The sequence below is a fragment of the Streptomyces sp. NBC_01237 genome (genome assembly GCF_035917275.1).
Lineage (GTDB): Bacteria > Actinomycetota > Actinomycetes > Streptomycetales > Streptomycetaceae > Streptomyces.
Genome location: NZ_CP108509.1, coordinates 719081 through 733721, shown reverse-complemented (window position 1 = coordinate 733721; position 14641 = coordinate 719081). Strand labels below are relative to the sequence as shown.

The window sequence follows — 14641 nt, the reverse complement described above, 5'->3', positions numbered from 1 at the left end:
GCCCTACGAGACCCTACGGTCGGGGAAACCGAGCCGCTTCGTCAGGGCGCGGTTCACCCTTGGGTCTCGTCCGGGTACGTACGAGGAGCGTGGTGTGTACCCGCAGCGTTGGTAGAGCGCCAGGGCGTCGTGATTACGGAATCCGGTTTCCAGCAGGAGCTGTGTGGCGCCGTTGACGGCAGCGTGGCGCTCCAGGTATTCGAGGATGCGCCTGCCAAGGCCGTTTCCGCGTGCGCTCTCTTTCACGTACATGCGCTTGATCTCCGCTGTTTCCGCGTCGAGGAGGCGGATCCCACCACAACCGACGGCGCCCCCGTCGTGGTGGGCTATGAGGAACAGGCCCTGCGGCGGGTCGAACTGTGCGGCGGGGGTCTCTCCGGGGTCTTCGGCGAATCCGTAGGTCGCGACCTGGCCGAGATGCAGGGCTCGGGTGAGGTGGTGCGCGTCGGGGTGGTCGTAGGGCACCGTGCTCAGTCGGGTAGGGGCTGAGCCGGCCGGGGCGGAGCTGAGGTTGGTCACGTGGCTGATGGTGCCCCGTCCCGGCCGGGTGGCGATGCTCAGGTTGCTGGTCTCGGTGGCGCCGCGGGTGAAGGAGACGCCTGAAGCCATCGGGCCGATGTCCGGTCGGCTGCCCAGTAGTTCGGCCATGACCGCATGGGCGCCCCCGTGCGGAGCCCGGCACACGCGGAGAGGTTCCGTCACGGATGGAGCGGGCTGAGCAGTCGCCCGCCGGGAGGTGATGCCGCGTATCGCGCGATGTGACACAGGTCACCTTGGTGTAGGGCGGGCGTCATGTGTTTACCTACAGCTGTCCAACCTTTGGAGGTTTGTATGGAGGGGTTGAGAGAGCCGCGCCGTGCCGCGACGCTGTCCGCCCAGGCCGCTGATCAACTACGGGAGCAGATCGCCTCCGGCCGCTGGCCGGTCGGCAGTCGGATACCTCCCGAACACGAATTGGTCGCGATTCTGGGAATCAGTCGCAACACCGTGCGAGAGGCCTTGCGCGCTTTGGTGCATCTGGGTCTGCTGGAAGCCCGTTCCGGAGACGGCACCTACGTCCGGGGCTCCAGCGAGTTGGAGGCGGTGTTGGTACGCCGTGCGGCAACAGCACACGTGTCCGATGTCTTCGAGCTGCGCGCGGTGTTGGAGGAGCATGCTGCGGGGCTGGCCGCGCAGCGTCGGACGAGCGCAGACGTGAAGCGATTGCGGGAGCTGCTGCACAAGGCGCAGGAGACCAACTGTGCCGGTGAGATGACCGCGTTGGCCGACGTCGATGGCTCATTCCACCTGGCGGTGGTGGAAGCAGGCGGGAACAGGTTGCTTGCCGAGGTCTACAAGCACTTGGGGAGCGCGCTGGCCGCAGCGGTGGCCGGGCTGACCTGGAGCAGTGATATCGCCGCCGAACACGACCACTGGCACACCACCCTCGTAGAGGCCATTGCGGCGGGAGACGCGGTGGCTGCCCGCTCCGCCGCCTCCACGCTCGTGCGGATCAGCAGCCGCGCCGCGCCGGGGCAGGAGGGGGCGCATGAGCGTGATTGTTCCGAAGGGCGCTGACGCTCCAACTGGCCCGTAACATCCACCGACCCCCCTGAGCGGGGCAGGCGGTTCACGGGGCAGCGGTCCCTCGGTTTCCACACCACGAACGCGTGGTTACCCCACATCGTGTACGACCACGGCGCCCTCGGAGGCGCCGCCGACCGGCAGTTGTTCCTGCTCCAGGCGACCGGTCCGGTCTCCAGCAGTGCCGTGCCGATCCTCGCCCGACAACTCACTGACGTATCGCTGCCGGCCGTCAGCGGTTCACTGATGTGCGCCACCGGATACCCGGGGCTGCTCCTGGCCCCCGAGATGGCGACCGCGTGGAGTGCGCTGATCGGCCTTGGCAGCGGCGCCTGCCTGGTGTTGGCGCTGACGTTCCAAGGCCGACGTGCCGCCGACGCGTCCCAGGCCGCCGCACTGTGCGGCACGGCCCAAAGCGTCGGCCACCTCATGGCCGCCGTTGGGCCCTTGCTGTTCGGCTCAGCCCACGACCTCGCCGGTGAGTGGACTGTCCCGCTCGCCCTTCTTGTCACGCTGCCCCTCGTTCAGGGCCTCTTCGGCCTTGGAGTCGATGGCACCCTCCGCCTTCCGCAATCAACGACTGCCCAGTCGGCACCGGAAAGGATTCGATCCGCATGAACGGAACGACCTGCTTCAGCTATTTGGACACTCCCACGGCAGCACCGCTGTCCATCACCGAACTCATGCCCGGCGCCTATAACGTCATGGAGTACACCGCCGTTGCCGCCGGCGAACAGGTGCTGATCCTGACGGAGAACTCGGTGGACCCTGTGGTGGTGCAGGCACTGGCGGCAGCTGCCGCCTATCGCAGCGCCGAGGTGCACGTTCTGGCCGTCCCCCCGTTCAGCGCGGGTGGCTGGGACTCCGAGGGGCCATCGCCCATGCTGTCGGCCATCCACGCCGAGGCCGATGTGGTGCTCTCCTGCACATGGTGGGGTGAGGTGCACAGCGACCGCCTGTTCTTCGACGAGGTCGCCAAGCGCAAGGCCCGGTTCCTCTCACTGCACCAGACCGCGACCGCGTCGGCTCTGGCCACGGGTGCCCGCTTCCCGCTGGAGCTGTATTTCGCCCTGGAAGCCAAGGCGACCGCGCAACTCGCCGCAGCCGACGAGATCCGGGTAACCACCGCTGCAGGAACCGATGTGACCTTCCGTGACTTCGCCACCAGTGGTCATCACGCTCCCCTCACCGCTGGAATGTGGCGGCCCTTCCCTTACGGTGGTGTCAACTTCTACCCCAACCGCACCGACGGGCTGCTGGTCATCGAGGAATCCACCGTCACCGGCACACCGGCCGAGCGCACCGCGATCGAACTCACCGACAACGTGGTAACAGCGATCGAGGGCGAGACTGCCGCCACCGAGCTCCGTCACTATTCACCCAGGGGCTACTACCTGCGGCACGCGCTGATCGGACTCAACCCGAAAGTGCGCTCAAGCGGTGGCGCCCAGTTCGAACGGGAGAAGCACGCCGGTGCGTTCTACCTTGGCCTGGACGCCCTGACCGAGGAGGGGGAGCCTGACCGTAGCGGGCCGGGACACGCCCACTGCGACTGCCAGTTCGACAAGCCGACCATCACCGTCGACGGCACACCCTTCATTGAAGACGGCCGCCTCCGCCTTCTCGAGGACCCCGAGATCCGCGAACTGGCCGCGCGGTTCGGTCCCGCCGATGTGCTCCTCGATCCCAATCCCCGCATGGTGCTACCTGCCCGATACACGCGGTGTTGACCAACTCCCGGGGGCAGCCCCAGGACCTTGTGCATGGGCTACCGAGGCTGGACTCTTGTCCGCATCGACGCCCAAGGAATCCCAACTCATGCTCTACACAATGGACATGGGTCTTGGAGAACGCGACCGCGAGGGCCACTCCTCGCGGTCGCGTGGTACACGTCCCGCGCCGCTGGTGACCAGCGAAAGCACGGCCCTTGGTGGTCTTCGAGTGAGGCTTGGTCCGCGAATGGCCCGGATCTCGGGGTAGCTGAGGGCCTGGATGACCGTCGCGGCCCGGCTTGGGCGGGGCCCCGTACGCCGGAGTGCCTGGTGCCTGGCTCCAGAGGCCGGGCACTCGGTGAGAGAGGGGCGGAGGGGCCGGTGAAACCGCCGAGCAGTTCTGACCTGGCGTCCGCAGATTGGTTGGCGGTCGGACTGGTGCCGACGGTTCCAAGGCTGGCGGCCTCACCTCCGCTCGCGCGGAGAGCACCAGTGGGGCCTAGTTACGTCTCTGGGCACGTGGCTGCTCCGGTGGCTTCCTGCTGGTGTGAGGGTGAATGAACTCGCCGCGTGTCGGGGTCGGTTGGAGGAGTTCGCCGGGGATGTCTTCGCCCCCTTGGTGCGTGCTGGCCAGCAGGTGAAGGGCGGGCTGTATCTGCGGGGTCTGCTGCTGGACGGGCGGCGGAAGGAGGGGGATGAGCCGCTCCATGATGGAGTCCTCAACTGGAGCGAACCGCGTGATCGCCTATGGCAAGGCGAGGAGACCGCGTCCAACCGACGCGATGAGCAGGAGATATTCGTGCTGTGCCTGCGAATCCTGCAATCGGCCCTGGTCTATGCGAACACCCTGATGCTCCAGGACATCCTCGGTGAACTGGAGTGGGTCGAACTTCTCACGCCTGCCGACCGGCGTGGCCTGACCCCGCTGTTCCGGTCCCACGTACGCCCGTACGGCGAGGTGAACCCTGACATGGCCCGCCCGGCTCGACTTCGCTGAGGCCGCGGTGCCCGGCCCCGGCGCCCGCAGCACGGGCGACGGGAAGCAGGCCGGGGAGCCTGCGGACGCGTGAGCTGTGCAGTCCTTCCTTGGGGTGAGTACTGCCCCCATTCCGGCCAGCACGCGATCAGGTGTGAGGCGCTTGCCTGGCGGCCTCGGGTGCCATCCGTAGACCACACACTCGCGCAGTGCTGGCAGGTGTAGCTGGCGGCGCCGGCCAGCGGGCCCGCAGCGGGGCGACGTGCCAAGATGCCCGGGTTCCGCAGGTCAGTGTCGGCGGGTGGAGAGCGCCGTCCCGACGACGAGCTGTGCGGCCGCGGTGACGAGCAGTGCCGCCATCGGCAGGGTCCAGTTGCCGGAGGCGCTGTGCAGCAGGCCGACGGCGAAGGGGCCGAGGGCGGCGACCAGATATCCGAGGGACTGGGACAGGCTGGACAGGGCGGTGGTCTCGGCGGGGCTGCTGCCGCTGTTGCCGATCACGGCGAGTACCAGCGGGAAGGAGCACAGTCCCAGCCCGACCAGCACGGCCCATACAACTGGCATGGCCACGGGGGCGATGAGGAGTCCGGTGAATCCGGCGAGCATGGACGCGGAGATCACCAGGAAGGCGGGCCGTAGCCGGCCCGGCGCGCGTGCGAAGGCGAGGACCAGGAAGGTCGCGGGAATCCCGACCGCCTGAGAGACCGCGAGAATGCCGCCCGCGGCGCCGTGCGACATGCCTTGTGCGGACAGCATCGTGGGCAGCCAGCCGATGATGGCGTAGCAGTTCAGCGCCTGGAGTGCGAAGTACGTGCTCACCAGCGCCCCCAGCCGGGTCCGCGCCATCGCCCACGGCGATACGTACTGCGCCCCGCAAGCATCTGAGGCCGACCCGGACCGGGCCGAGGGAGCCCGTACGAACGCCCACACCAGGGTGGTGAGCAGCGCGGGCAGCGCCCACACGGCCAGGCCCAGGGAGGGCGAGCCCACCCATGCGGCCAGCGGCACGGCCACAGCAGCGCCCAGCGTCGAGCCGAGCGCCATCACGGTCGTGTACACGCCGGTGAGCAGGGCGACCTTGGCCGGGTAGTGGGCCCGGAGCAGGGCCGGCAGCAGGACGTTGCACAGCGCGAGCCCGGACATGCCAAGGACGGTTCCGCCGAGGAGTGCCCAGGTGGTGGGGATGCCGCGGACGGTGAGCCCGGCGGCAAGCGCCGCGAGCGCGAGCAGCACGGTTGGCTCGGCCCCGAGCCGTTTGACGATGCGGCCGGTGAAGAACCCGGCGGCGGCGAAGCTCAGGGTCGGCAGGGCAGGCAGCGAGGCGGCGGCCGCCGAGCCGAAGCCGAGGTCGGTCCGCAGGGCGTCGAGCAGTACGGAGGCGCTGCTGATGCCGAGGCGGAGGTTGAGTGCGATGAGCACCACGCCCGCTCCGGCGAGCCAGGTGGCGCGGGTACGTCCGAGGGGCTCGCGAGAGGTGAAGGTGGTCTCAGTCATGACGCAAACGTAAAACGTTTGATGTTTAAAGGTCAAATCATCCAATGTATGATGCTTGCATGAGCCTGGAACCGGCACGCCGCCCCACGTTGTCCGCCGAGGTGCTCGGCACGCTCCGCCGACAGATCACGGCCGGCGAGTGGCCCGTGGGCACCCGGATCCCGCCGGAACCCGAGCTGATGCGCCAGCTTCAGGTCGCCCGCGGCACCGTCCGCGAAGCCGTCCGCGCCCTGGCCCACGCCGGTCTCCTGGAAGTCCGCCAGGGCGACGGCACCTACGTGCGGGCAACCAGCGAGCTCTCCGGAGCGGTCCAGCGCCTCTACGCGGACCAGGCCTCCACCGAACTTCTCGAAGTCCGCGCCGCCCTGGAAGGCCAGGCCGCCCACCTTGCCGCCACCCGCGCCACCGACAAGGACCTGGCCGCCCTGACCGCGACGCTGGAGCGCCGCGCCGAAGCCTGGACGGCCAAGGACTTCGAAGGCTGGCTCGCCGCAGATTGGGAGTTTCACACCCGTATCGTCGACGCTGCGGGCAACGCACTACTCGCCGAGCTGTACCGCAATCTCGCCGAACCGCTGCGCGCCTCGATGTCCGAATTCTGGGAGCTGCCCGGATTCGATGGAGCGGACCCCGCCGGGCACGAGGACCTGGTAGCCGCCCTGCGCGGCCGCGACCCGGCCGCAGCCGCCCGGGAGGCCGACGCCAACATCAACGCCACGGCTGAGTGGCGCGGCTTCGCAGGCTGAACGACCCGACGAGCAGTCTTCCCCCACCGGTCAGGGACTGGGCGCGAGGATTGCGCTTGCTCACCTGCCGACCGATGGATGAGCAAGATCGGCAAGTGGCGGCGCGCGACCGGATCAGCGCCCGATCACGCGACTGCCGCTTGCGCGTCGCGCATCTCGGCCCGGAGCTCGGTGACGGCCCGGTGGAGGAACCGACCCAAGGTCGCCGCCAGCCCGGGCGATCCGGAACCCGAGATCGTCACCGACGACACCACCCTCGAAAGGGACAGCGGCCAACCGACCGGGCGGGGCCGGGCGATCCGTACCGGACCGTGCTCCGCTGCGCTGCGGGTCCTGCTACCTCCGGTCGGCACCACGAACGATGCGGGCCTGGGGCGCGGTAGGCCGGAGTTCCGGCGGAGGAGGCCGCACCATTTTCGCCAAGATCCGGCGGGCTGGCGAAGCTGTCGCGAGATGCGGTTCCGAGCGCCTCGTGGAGCGGGGCGCTCGAAGGCGGCGCGTACCTGCGTACCGTCGTCCCGAGCAACCGCTCTGCTTCGGGCACGCCCAGACCGCGTTCACGGAAGTCGTCATCGCGGCGATCCCGCAGCCAGGTTTCCTCGTCGATCAGAGGCCGGGGACATTGGTTCAGGGCGCGGCACTCTCGCCGAACGGCGCTATCGCGGGCTCTGTTCACAGATAGCTGGCCCCTCTCGGAGTGTCTGTGCCCACCGCAGCCGGGCAGGGCGGGCACAGGCCCTGTCTCACGTCATGCTCACACGCAGGGCATGTACGGGACGCGGGGCCGGACGGCGGCCTCGAGTTCGGCGTCGGCAACAATGCCCGGGTGAGGACCTGGACGGACGAGCTCCCCCAGATAGCGTTCTCCTGCTGCGACCTCCCGGAGGGCGGCGAATGGACGACTCAGGAGGAGGCCGCGTCCTCTCCGGGTATCGGCCCGATCCATCTCAACGCGCTGGCGCACAACGCTCACCGGATCGGCCTGATCCGCACCACCGGCAAGGACCTGGCCGTCACCCGCGCCAGCGTGGAAGCGGAGAAGCACTGGCGCGCCACCGCCCCCGCCGGCGCAAGGTCCTGCGCCTGCTCAAGGACACCGTTCTCTCTTTCTGAAGGCCCCGATCGAGGCCAGGCTCTCGGGTGCCGATCGAGCGATCAGGTTCACCTGTCAATCGATCAAGATTGCCTGTCGAAGGACACCTCCTGCCGCCCGATGCTGATGGAGCGTGGCACCGAGTCCGCTCGATTTCACCTGACAGTTGCGAGCCGACTCCGCGATCATTGGCCGATGACCACGAGACCGGACCTTCTCAGTCTGAGCACCGCGTGCCCTCCACCCGACGAGGGCGGCGTGGAGGTCCGCCCGATCGTCAACGGCCGGGATCTTCTGGCCGAGGTGGTACCCGGTGGCGTGGGAGGCTCCCGGTACCTGGGGGTAGGCCCCAGGTACCTGCTGGGCCAGGACGGGCCGATGCGCGCCACGGCCACGCCCCACGAGGTTCGTCTCGCCTGGTCCGGGTGCGGCGTGGAGGAGTGCTGCGGCGCGCTGTACATGACGGTCACGCGCCACGGGGATCATGTTGTCTGGACGGGCTGGCGCGACCTGGCCAATCAGGACATCGACCTGCCGGAGCTTAGGTTCACCGCAGGCCAGTACGAGGCGGAGGTCCTGCGAGCCGGAGAGGACCGCGGTTGGGAGTGGCCGGCAGGAGCGGTTGCGCGGCAGCTTGAGGCGGGGCTGAGGGGACACGGGGACTGGCTCTTCAGGTGGGACTGCGAGTTGGAAGGCATCTGGTCCTCCCGCAAGGAACCCGATCGAATCCACGTCGTCCTGAGGCATCCCCGTAACCGGGCCGATACAGATCTGCCCTGGCTCCAGTTCGGGATGACCCTCCCGATCTCCGCGGACGCCCCGTCGGTACAAGCCTGGCGCCTTGAAGCGCGGCTGACCGCAGGCGATCCCCGTGCCACCGCCGAGGTCTGGGGCGGTTCGCATGATGCCGAGCAACTGGGCTACCCATGGCCGCCGGTCGACCCGCTGGTTATGTGAACGGCAGCGAGAAGCGGGGGTGGGCCCTCGCTCCGCTGTTCTTTGTCTTTCGTCTGAGTCATAGGGCGGGGACGGAAGGCTCCAGACGGCGTCCGGCCGGCTGACAACCTTTCGAAGTTCTCGGGTGTGAGTTCAGCAGTACAGCCGCGGTGCACCTGCTCCCGATACCACGCTCGACGGTCGTGGCGGCCGGGTCGCCACTCCGGGTGTACGCGGTGGGCGGGCCCCGGCAGTACGGGCAGCCGACAGGTGCGCGCGGACGGCGAGATCCTCGGGCCGGCGACGTCGGTGCGGGACGTGACGGAGTTCCCGCGCCGGGCGGGGGCGGACCCGATGTGTGGGGACAGCATGCGGGTCCGTCACGATCTGCCGGTTTTCCGGGTGCAGGCATTCCATTCGGTCGTACGGTGTCCCCTTCACGCCGACCGCTATGTGGGGGATACATGTCGCTTCAGCAGCCGCCGAAGAGGAGCAACACCGGGAAGATCGTGGCGATGGGTCTGCTGGTGCTGCTGGGTGCCACTGGGTGCGGCTCGGACGGCGGGAGCGGGTCCGAGGAGTCGAAGCCCGCGGGTGCCGAAGCCGACGTGAAGATCGCCAGGTGTGTGGTGAACGAGCGGACGGGGTGGCCTACCGCGGACTTCCTGATCACGAACGGGACCACCAAGAACGGCCTCTATACCGTCACCGTGGCGTTCGTTGACCCGTTGGGTGACCGTCTGACTGAGGCAGTGTCGGAGTCGATCAAGGTGTCCTCTGGTCAGGAGGTTGCGGGGGAAGCGAAATCGCTGGACAGGGTGGAGGGGAATATTGAGTGCCGGGTGACGAAGGTGATCCGGCAGGTGCCCTGACGATGTCCGTCGCCCCCGGCGGGGGCGACTTCGAAGTGCGTTGATCGTTCACGGTTCCGTCACGATCTGCCCCTTCTGGTGCAGGTACTCCGGGCGGGTCGTACGGTGTCCCCTCACACAGACCATTTCATTGGGGACCCATGTCGTATCCGCAACAGCCCGGCCAGCAGCCTCAGCAGCCCCAGTGGGGGCAGCAGCCAGGGTGGGGCCAGCAGCCGCCCCAGCAGCCGAAGAAGAAGAGCACGGGGATGATCGTGGGCTTCTCATGCCTCGGCATCGTGGTCCTCGTCATCATGTTGGGCATCGTCGGAGCGGTGATGGGTGGCACGGATTCCGGTAGCGACGAGGGCGGGATCCTCGAAGTGACGGCCCCGCCCACAAAGGCCGCGGAGAAGAAGGACGACGCGCCCAAGGAGAAGGACGATGCCGGCCCCGAGGGCGACGTCAAGATCACTGAGTGCGAGGTGAACGGCGCGACGCAGTGGCCGGCGGCCAAGCTGGAGATCACGAACCGGTCGTCGAAGCAGTCGAACTACATCGTGCAGGTCGAGTTCCTGGACAAGGACGGAACCCGACTCGGTGAGGGAACCGCGGCGACGAACAATCTGGCTCCGGCCCAGCTGGCGAAGGAAACGGCGCAGGGTCTGGCGCAGGTGGATGGGAAGGTGACGTGCAGGGTGACGAAGGTGACCCGGTACGCGTCCTGACGGCCGTCTGAGCGTGACGACGCCCGTCGCCCCTGGTGGGGTGACGGGCGTCTGTGCTGCCTCGATCAGTGCGTGTTGCTGGGATGCGTGAGCCAGGCGTACCCCGCTGTGGCTTTGTCAGCGAGTTACGGCTGTGGCTCACATTCCGTGATGCGGCTAGTTTGGGACCCTCGACTAGCGTCATCCCTGGAGAAACTCACGCACCTGAGCGCAGCTTTCCCACACGCCTGACCCGCTTGCGGGAGAGCCTTTGATCAAGGCTTGTCCCGCAAATGATCGCCGGGTGAGCGTGTGCGGGGCAGCGGGCGGTTGGGTCCGGTCGGCCTATCCAGCGAGGGCGAGGTTGTGCAGTCGAGCGATGCTGCTCATCGCTCGAGAAACGCCGCCCCCCTTGAGGCGGCGGTTCCGCAGGATCCGCCAGTTGTTCGGCTGAAGACTTACTGATCGTTTCAGAATGAGGTCCGGAGTCGCCTCAAGCAGATGATGCTGCAGGCGAGTTGGAGTAGTCCGAGGTGGAGGTCGGCTCGTATCTCGTAACGGATGCGGAGTCTTTTGAACTGGTGGAGCCAGGCGAAGGTGCGCTCGACGACCCACCGGGTCCTGCCCAGTCCTGAGCCGTGCGGGGTGCTGCGGCGGGCGATCTTGGGTGTGATCCCGCGAGCCCGGATGAGACGGCGGTATTTGTCGTAGTCGTAGCCGCGGTCGGCGAACAGTCGCCGGGGTCGGTGGCGTGGCCGGCCGCGCAGGCCACGGATGCGGGGTATGGCGTCCAGCAGGGGCATGAGCTGGGTGACGTCGTGGCGGTTCCCGCTGGTCAGAGAGACGGCGAGCGGAGTTCCGTGCCGGTCGACGATCAAGTGGTGCTTGCTGCCGGGCCGGGCCCGGTCGACCGGCGAAGGTCCGGTGTGAGCCCCCCCTTGAGGGCCCTGACGTGCGAGCCGTCGATCGAGGCGTCGTCCATCTCCAGCAGGCCCTCTTTACGTAGTTCCGCCAGGAGAACCTCGTGCAGGCGGGGCCATACTCCAGCCTCGGTCCAGTCCCGCAGACGCCGCCAGGCCGTCACCCCACTGCAGCCCACCAGCTCCGCCGGGACGTCCCGCCAGCTCACACTCTTGCGCAGCACGTAAACGATGCCCCGCAGAGCAGCACGGTCATTGGCCGGCAGCCGCCCGGGATACCGGTGCCGCCGAGGCGGACGAGGAGGCAGCAGCGGAGCTACGCGTTCCCACAGGTCATCAGGCACAAGGTCAGCAGACACCCACCAGATCCTGCCGACACAACACCCAACTGCCAAGCCAACACACCGATCTCATTCTGAAACGATCAGTTAGAAAAGCTGATCTTCTGCGGCAGCAGCGGATCGCAGCGCATCAACACTGCCGTCCGCACTCAACTTGCCGCCCTGTCCGAGTGGTACAGCGTGCTGCACGTCGTCGGCAAGGGCAACCTCGACCCCCAGTTCGCCGACCGGCCCGGATACCGGCAGCTGGAGTACCTGCACGACATGCCGCACGCGTTGGCCCTGGCGGGCCTCGCCATCGGGCGGGCGGGGGCCACCGCTCTGGCCGAACTCGACGCCCTGGAACTGCCCGCCGTCCTGGTGCCGTTGCCCGCCTCGGTCAGCCCCGGTGACCAGCTCGACAACGCGCGCCTGCGCCGCTCGGCCCCCGGAGCGCTGCCGCGTCGTCGCCGACGAGCAGCTGACCGACACCGGCGTACTCGTCCAGGCATGCGCTGCCCTGTCCGCCGTCCTCCGCGGCGGACAGGGCGCCCGTCCGGCGACCGGAAGCCGCAGCCGAGCGCGTCGCTGATCTCGTCCTGCAAGCGGCGGATCATCACCGGTAGAGCAGGGCCATTCGTGGTTGCCGTACATGCCGCGGGTCTCCGCCTCGCTCTCGCCCCGGTAGGTGCCGTGCCAGTGCATGTGCTTCGGCTCCTGGTACGGGCCCAGGTTCGTCGTCACCGAGCACGCCCCGTACTCCCTCTCCACTCCGGCGGCCACCTCCCGCACCACGGTCACCACCTCCTTCAGCAGAACTTCCTCAGCGTTGCCGAGGTCAGTGAGCGAAGGGACATGCTCCTTGGGGATCACCACGATGTGGACCGGGTGCGAGGGGTTGGTGTGGTGGAAGGCCAGGATCCCCTGGGCCATCGCCGCAAGCGAGGGGCCTGCTGAGGTTGATCCTCTCCACCTACGACACGGTCCGGCCCTCCGGCCCGCTCCGTGAGGCACACCCTGCCCTGCCGGAACAGGCTTGCCGTGTGAGGGGTGTCACGTCGTGGTGACCCCGGTGCACGTTGTCGCAGGTCAGGTGATGTGCTGTGCCTGTTTCCCGGGCGATGGGTGAACGGCGTCACATACGCCGTGCCGAAGGCAGAACGCCCCGGTCGTTCCCTGTACGCAACCCTCTCGGAATGGCGCTGAGCCCACGGGCCCGGGACCTTCGACCCAGGGCCGAAGTCCCGACGGGTAGGCCTGGAGCCGATGACTGAGGGCCTTCGCGTCGTGCTGGAAGCCTCTCGGAACCAGGCGTCGCCGCCGCCAGAGTGGAGGGGTCGCCCAGCGCGCCGGCCCCCGGCACCGACGGCGCGACAGTCCCTGCCACCTCCGAACGGAGCACCTGAATTGTTCAGCACCACCAGCACGTCGGCTCATCACTCCGCGAGCCCGGCCATCCGTCGTTCTTCCCTGTTCCGCCGTGTGGCCGTCAGCGCGGCCGTCGCCGCCGCCGGCGCGGTGGTCGCGCTCACGGGCTCCGGCAACGCCTCCGCGGCCACCACCGGAAACAGCCAGTGGGACGCCCTGGTGAACTGTGAAGCGTCGGGGAACTGGTCTGCCAATACGGGCAACGGCTTCTCCGGCGGCCTGCAGTTCACCCCGTCCACGTGGCAGGCCTTCGGTGGTCACCAGTACGCCGCGTCCGCCCACCAGGCCACCGCACAGCAGCAGATAGCCGTCGCCGAGAAGGTCCTGGCCGCACAGGGCCCGGGCGCCTGGCCGGTGTGCAGCACCAAGGCCGGAATGTAAGCGCATCATGGCCTCACCGACAGAACGGTGAGGCCTGCGCTATGACCGTCACCGTACGGATATGAGCCGTCGGCGCGTGCCCTACCGATGCCTGGGACACCGGCGGAAGCGACGCGCCGCCGAACCGATCGCCGCGGGTGACCGGGCAGGCGCGTTCCCCGGGACGACGACACCTGGCACGCGCGTCGTCCGGTAGGCGCGCCGGCAGGCGATCTGTGCATGAGGTCGATCGGATAGGCGTGCTGCACCATGGAGCAGTTGCGTCATGTGTTCGAATTATTCGTCGCGTCCTGGGCGTGGGTGTGTCGTCGAGTTTACCGACCGCAGGAGCTCGGATACCGGCTCTGAACTGCGACGATTCATAGACTACATGTCCGTGACGATGCATCACTACTTTCTGATGTCGCCCGACGGGGTGGTTCTCGACTTCATCGTCTGAGGTGGCTCTGGAGCCTGTCCCGGTCCAAGCTGCTGACAGATTTCGGGCAGGTCATGGGCTTGGCGACAGGTCAACGGCCCCGGCTGAGCGGAGCGCGCGTCCGAGGTCGCCGACGAGAATCCGTGGGTGGCGGCGCCACCACCACATATCGTCGGGATCGAACCGACTGACACGATGAAACTGTGACAGTGCCTGGCCGTCGTCGAAGGCGGTCGCGGCCCGGAAGCGGTCGTCGAGTTCCTGGATCCGCTGGTTCCAGGTCACGAGCACGTGACCGGGCAGGAGAACCCACGCTTCGTGGAGCCAGTTCCGGCTGTAGAGGTCGCTGGTGTACTCGTCGATGAGGTCCTCGTAGCCGTTCTCAACGGTCCCGACGAGCAAGGCCCACTGGTCGACCATCTCGGTGACGGTGAACGCCTTGCGCCAGCCGCGCCCGTGCAGCACCTCGCCTGCCACTTGGTCGTCCTGGGGCTCCATGCCGGGGATGTTCGCATGGCCTCGTATGGTGCGGCTACTGGCTTTCTCTGGCTCCGAGACCAAGGGTGCTGTTCAGGTATCGCGCCCAACTCGACGCGTCCAGACCGGGAATGGCGGCGGCGCGGCCTCCGCCCGGTCCTGGCCATCGGACTCAAATGATGTGAGTTCGGTCCACGGCACCGAGCCGGGATCACTGTCGTCGAGGAAGCTGGTAATGATCGGTTCGAGCGTCTCGGTCAGCACGTAGTTGCAATCGAACGGGAGCGACTCCGAGGGCTGGGAGGAGGTCGAGCAGCGCAGTTGTCCGGCTTGTTCATCGTGCCAGACGTAGAACGTGGCGGTCCCGTGCAGACCGAGGGCCCGGATGCGGTCACGCAACGCCCTCGCGGTGCTCTCGAAGGCGGCAGCCACCTTCTCCACGGACAGCGTCGCCCGTTCCTCGGCGTCGGCGCCGAGGTACCAGGTGTTGGTCTGCGACTCGGTCGCCTGGTTGCCCGGGTCCAGGACCAGGGGTTCGTCCGCGACCTCTGCGATGAACGTCAAGAGCATCGGCCAAGTGTGCACTACGGCTGGTGGCCGCCCCACCAGGGTGCGACGG

Annotated in this window: 14 protein-coding genes and 3 pseudogenes; 10 read left to right on the top strand and 7 right to left on the bottom strand. The window is 68.0% G+C overall.

The annotated features are described in order from the left end of the window. Nucleotides 1–3: 3 nt before the first annotated feature. Complete coding sequence (locus tag OG251_RS39815; protein ID WP_326682137.1) at nucleotides 4–648, bottom strand: GNAT family N-acetyltransferase; 645 nt, start codon at nucleotides 646–648, stop codon at nucleotides 4–6. Between the two features lie 183 nt (nucleotides 649–831). On the opposite strand from OG251_RS39815, the gene OG251_RS39810 reads away from it, so the two are divergent. The 4 genes from OG251_RS39810 (at nucleotide 832) to OG251_RS39795 (ending at nucleotide 4272) form a co-directional block, all read left to right on the top strand. After that, nucleotides 832–1557: a FadR/GntR family transcriptional regulator gene (locus OG251_RS39810; RefSeq protein ID WP_326682136.1), complete on the top strand. Its 726-nt coding sequence runs from the start codon at nucleotides 832–834 to the stop codon at nucleotides 1555–1557. A gap of 108 nt (nucleotides 1558–1665) precedes the next feature. Next, on the top strand, nucleotides 1666–2181 hold the full coding sequence (locus OG251_RS39805; RefSeq protein WP_326682135.1) for a hypothetical protein: 516 nt from the start codon (nucleotides 1666–1668) through the stop codon (nucleotides 2179–2181). Further along, entirely contained in the window at nucleotides 2178–3293 is a 1116-nt protein-coding gene (locus OG251_RS39800; protein ID WP_326682134.1) for a hypothetical protein, read from the top strand. The genes OG251_RS39805 and OG251_RS39800 overlap by 4 nt, the downstream gene beginning before the upstream one ends. 535 nt (nucleotides 3294–3828) lie before the next feature. After that, nucleotides 3829–4272 (top strand): Tn3 family transposase, encoded by a 444-nt coding sequence (locus tag OG251_RS39795; protein WP_326682133.1) that lies wholly within the window; start codon nucleotides 3829–3831, stop codon nucleotides 4270–4272. A gap of 267 nt (nucleotides 4273–4539) precedes the next feature. Here OG251_RS39795 and OG251_RS39790 read toward each other — a convergent pair whose 3' ends face one another. Further along, on the bottom strand, nucleotides 4540–5745 hold the full coding sequence (locus OG251_RS39790) for an MFS transporter (RefSeq protein WP_326682132.1): 1206 nt from the start codon (nucleotides 5743–5745) through the stop codon (nucleotides 4540–4542). A 59-nt stretch (nucleotides 5746–5804) separates the two neighbouring features. Between OG251_RS39790 and OG251_RS39785 the strand changes: the two genes are divergently transcribed. The 4 genes from OG251_RS39785 (at nucleotide 5805) to OG251_RS39770 (ending at nucleotide 10099) form a co-directional block, all read left to right on the top strand. Beyond that, nucleotides 5805–6491 (top strand): FadR/GntR family transcriptional regulator, encoded by a 687-nt coding sequence (locus tag OG251_RS39785; protein WP_326682131.1) that lies wholly within the window; start codon nucleotides 5805–5807, stop codon nucleotides 6489–6491. Nucleotides 6492–7317: 826 nt separating this feature from the next. Continuing rightward, nucleotides 7318–8541 (top strand): hypothetical protein, encoded by a 1224-nt coding sequence (locus OG251_RS39780; RefSeq protein ID WP_326682130.1) that lies wholly within the window; start codon nucleotides 7318–7320, stop codon nucleotides 8539–8541. A 443-nt stretch (nucleotides 8542–8984) separates the two neighbouring features. Further along, complete coding sequence (locus tag OG251_RS39775) at nucleotides 8985–9392, top strand: hypothetical protein (protein WP_326682129.1); 408 nt, start codon at nucleotides 8985–8987, stop codon at nucleotides 9390–9392. Between the two features lie 140 nt (nucleotides 9393–9532). Next, nucleotides 9533–10099 carry an FxLYD domain-containing protein gene (locus OG251_RS39770; RefSeq protein WP_326682128.1) on the top strand — a complete coding sequence of 189 codons (567 nt, stop codon included), beginning with the start codon at nucleotides 9533–9535 and terminating at the stop codon, nucleotides 10097–10099. A 324-nt stretch (nucleotides 10100–10423) separates the two neighbouring features. Here the strand turns inward: OG251_RS39770 and OG251_RS39765 are convergent. Then, nucleotides 10424–10519: pseudogene (locus tag OG251_RS39765) on the bottom strand (IS5/IS1182 family transposase); the annotation flags it as partial. 29 nt (nucleotides 10520–10548) lie between these two features. Continuing rightward, a protein-coding gene (locus OG251_RS39760; protein WP_326682127.1) for an IS5 family transposase occupies nucleotides 10549–11357 on the bottom strand; the annotation gives its coding sequence in 2 pieces (ribosomal slippage) (nucleotides 10549–11018 and nucleotides 11018–11357; 810 coding nt in all). Between the two features lie 78 nt (nucleotides 11358–11435). Between OG251_RS39760 and OG251_RS39755 the strand changes: the two are divergent. After that, nucleotides 11436–11690 (top strand): annotated as a pseudogene (locus OG251_RS39755) (glycosyltransferase); the annotation flags it as partial. Between the two features lie 321 nt (nucleotides 11691–12011). Here the strand turns inward: OG251_RS39755 and OG251_RS39750 are convergent. Next, nucleotides 12012–12245, bottom strand: a pseudogene (locus OG251_RS39750) (HIT family protein); the annotation flags it as partial. A 555-nt stretch (nucleotides 12246–12800) separates the two neighbouring features. On the opposite strand from OG251_RS39750, the gene OG251_RS39745 reads away from it, so the two are divergent. Next, nucleotides 12801–13127: a transglycosylase family protein gene (locus OG251_RS39745; protein WP_385892969.1), complete on the top strand. Its 327-nt coding sequence runs from the start codon at nucleotides 12801–12803 to the stop codon at nucleotides 13125–13127. A gap of 490 nt (nucleotides 13128–13617) precedes the next feature. Here the strand turns inward: OG251_RS39745 and OG251_RS39740 are convergent, their stop codons facing one another. Further along, a complete protein-coding gene (locus OG251_RS39740) occupies nucleotides 13618–14043 on the bottom strand; it encodes a hypothetical protein (protein WP_326682126.1) in 426 nt (141 codons plus the stop codon). Between the two features lie 72 nt (nucleotides 14044–14115). Beyond that, nucleotides 14116–14592 carry a hypothetical protein gene (locus tag OG251_RS39735; protein WP_326682125.1) on the bottom strand — a complete coding sequence of 159 codons (477 nt, stop codon included), beginning with the start codon at nucleotides 14590–14592 and terminating at the stop codon, nucleotides 14116–14118. Nucleotides 14593–14641 lie beyond the last annotated feature (49 nt).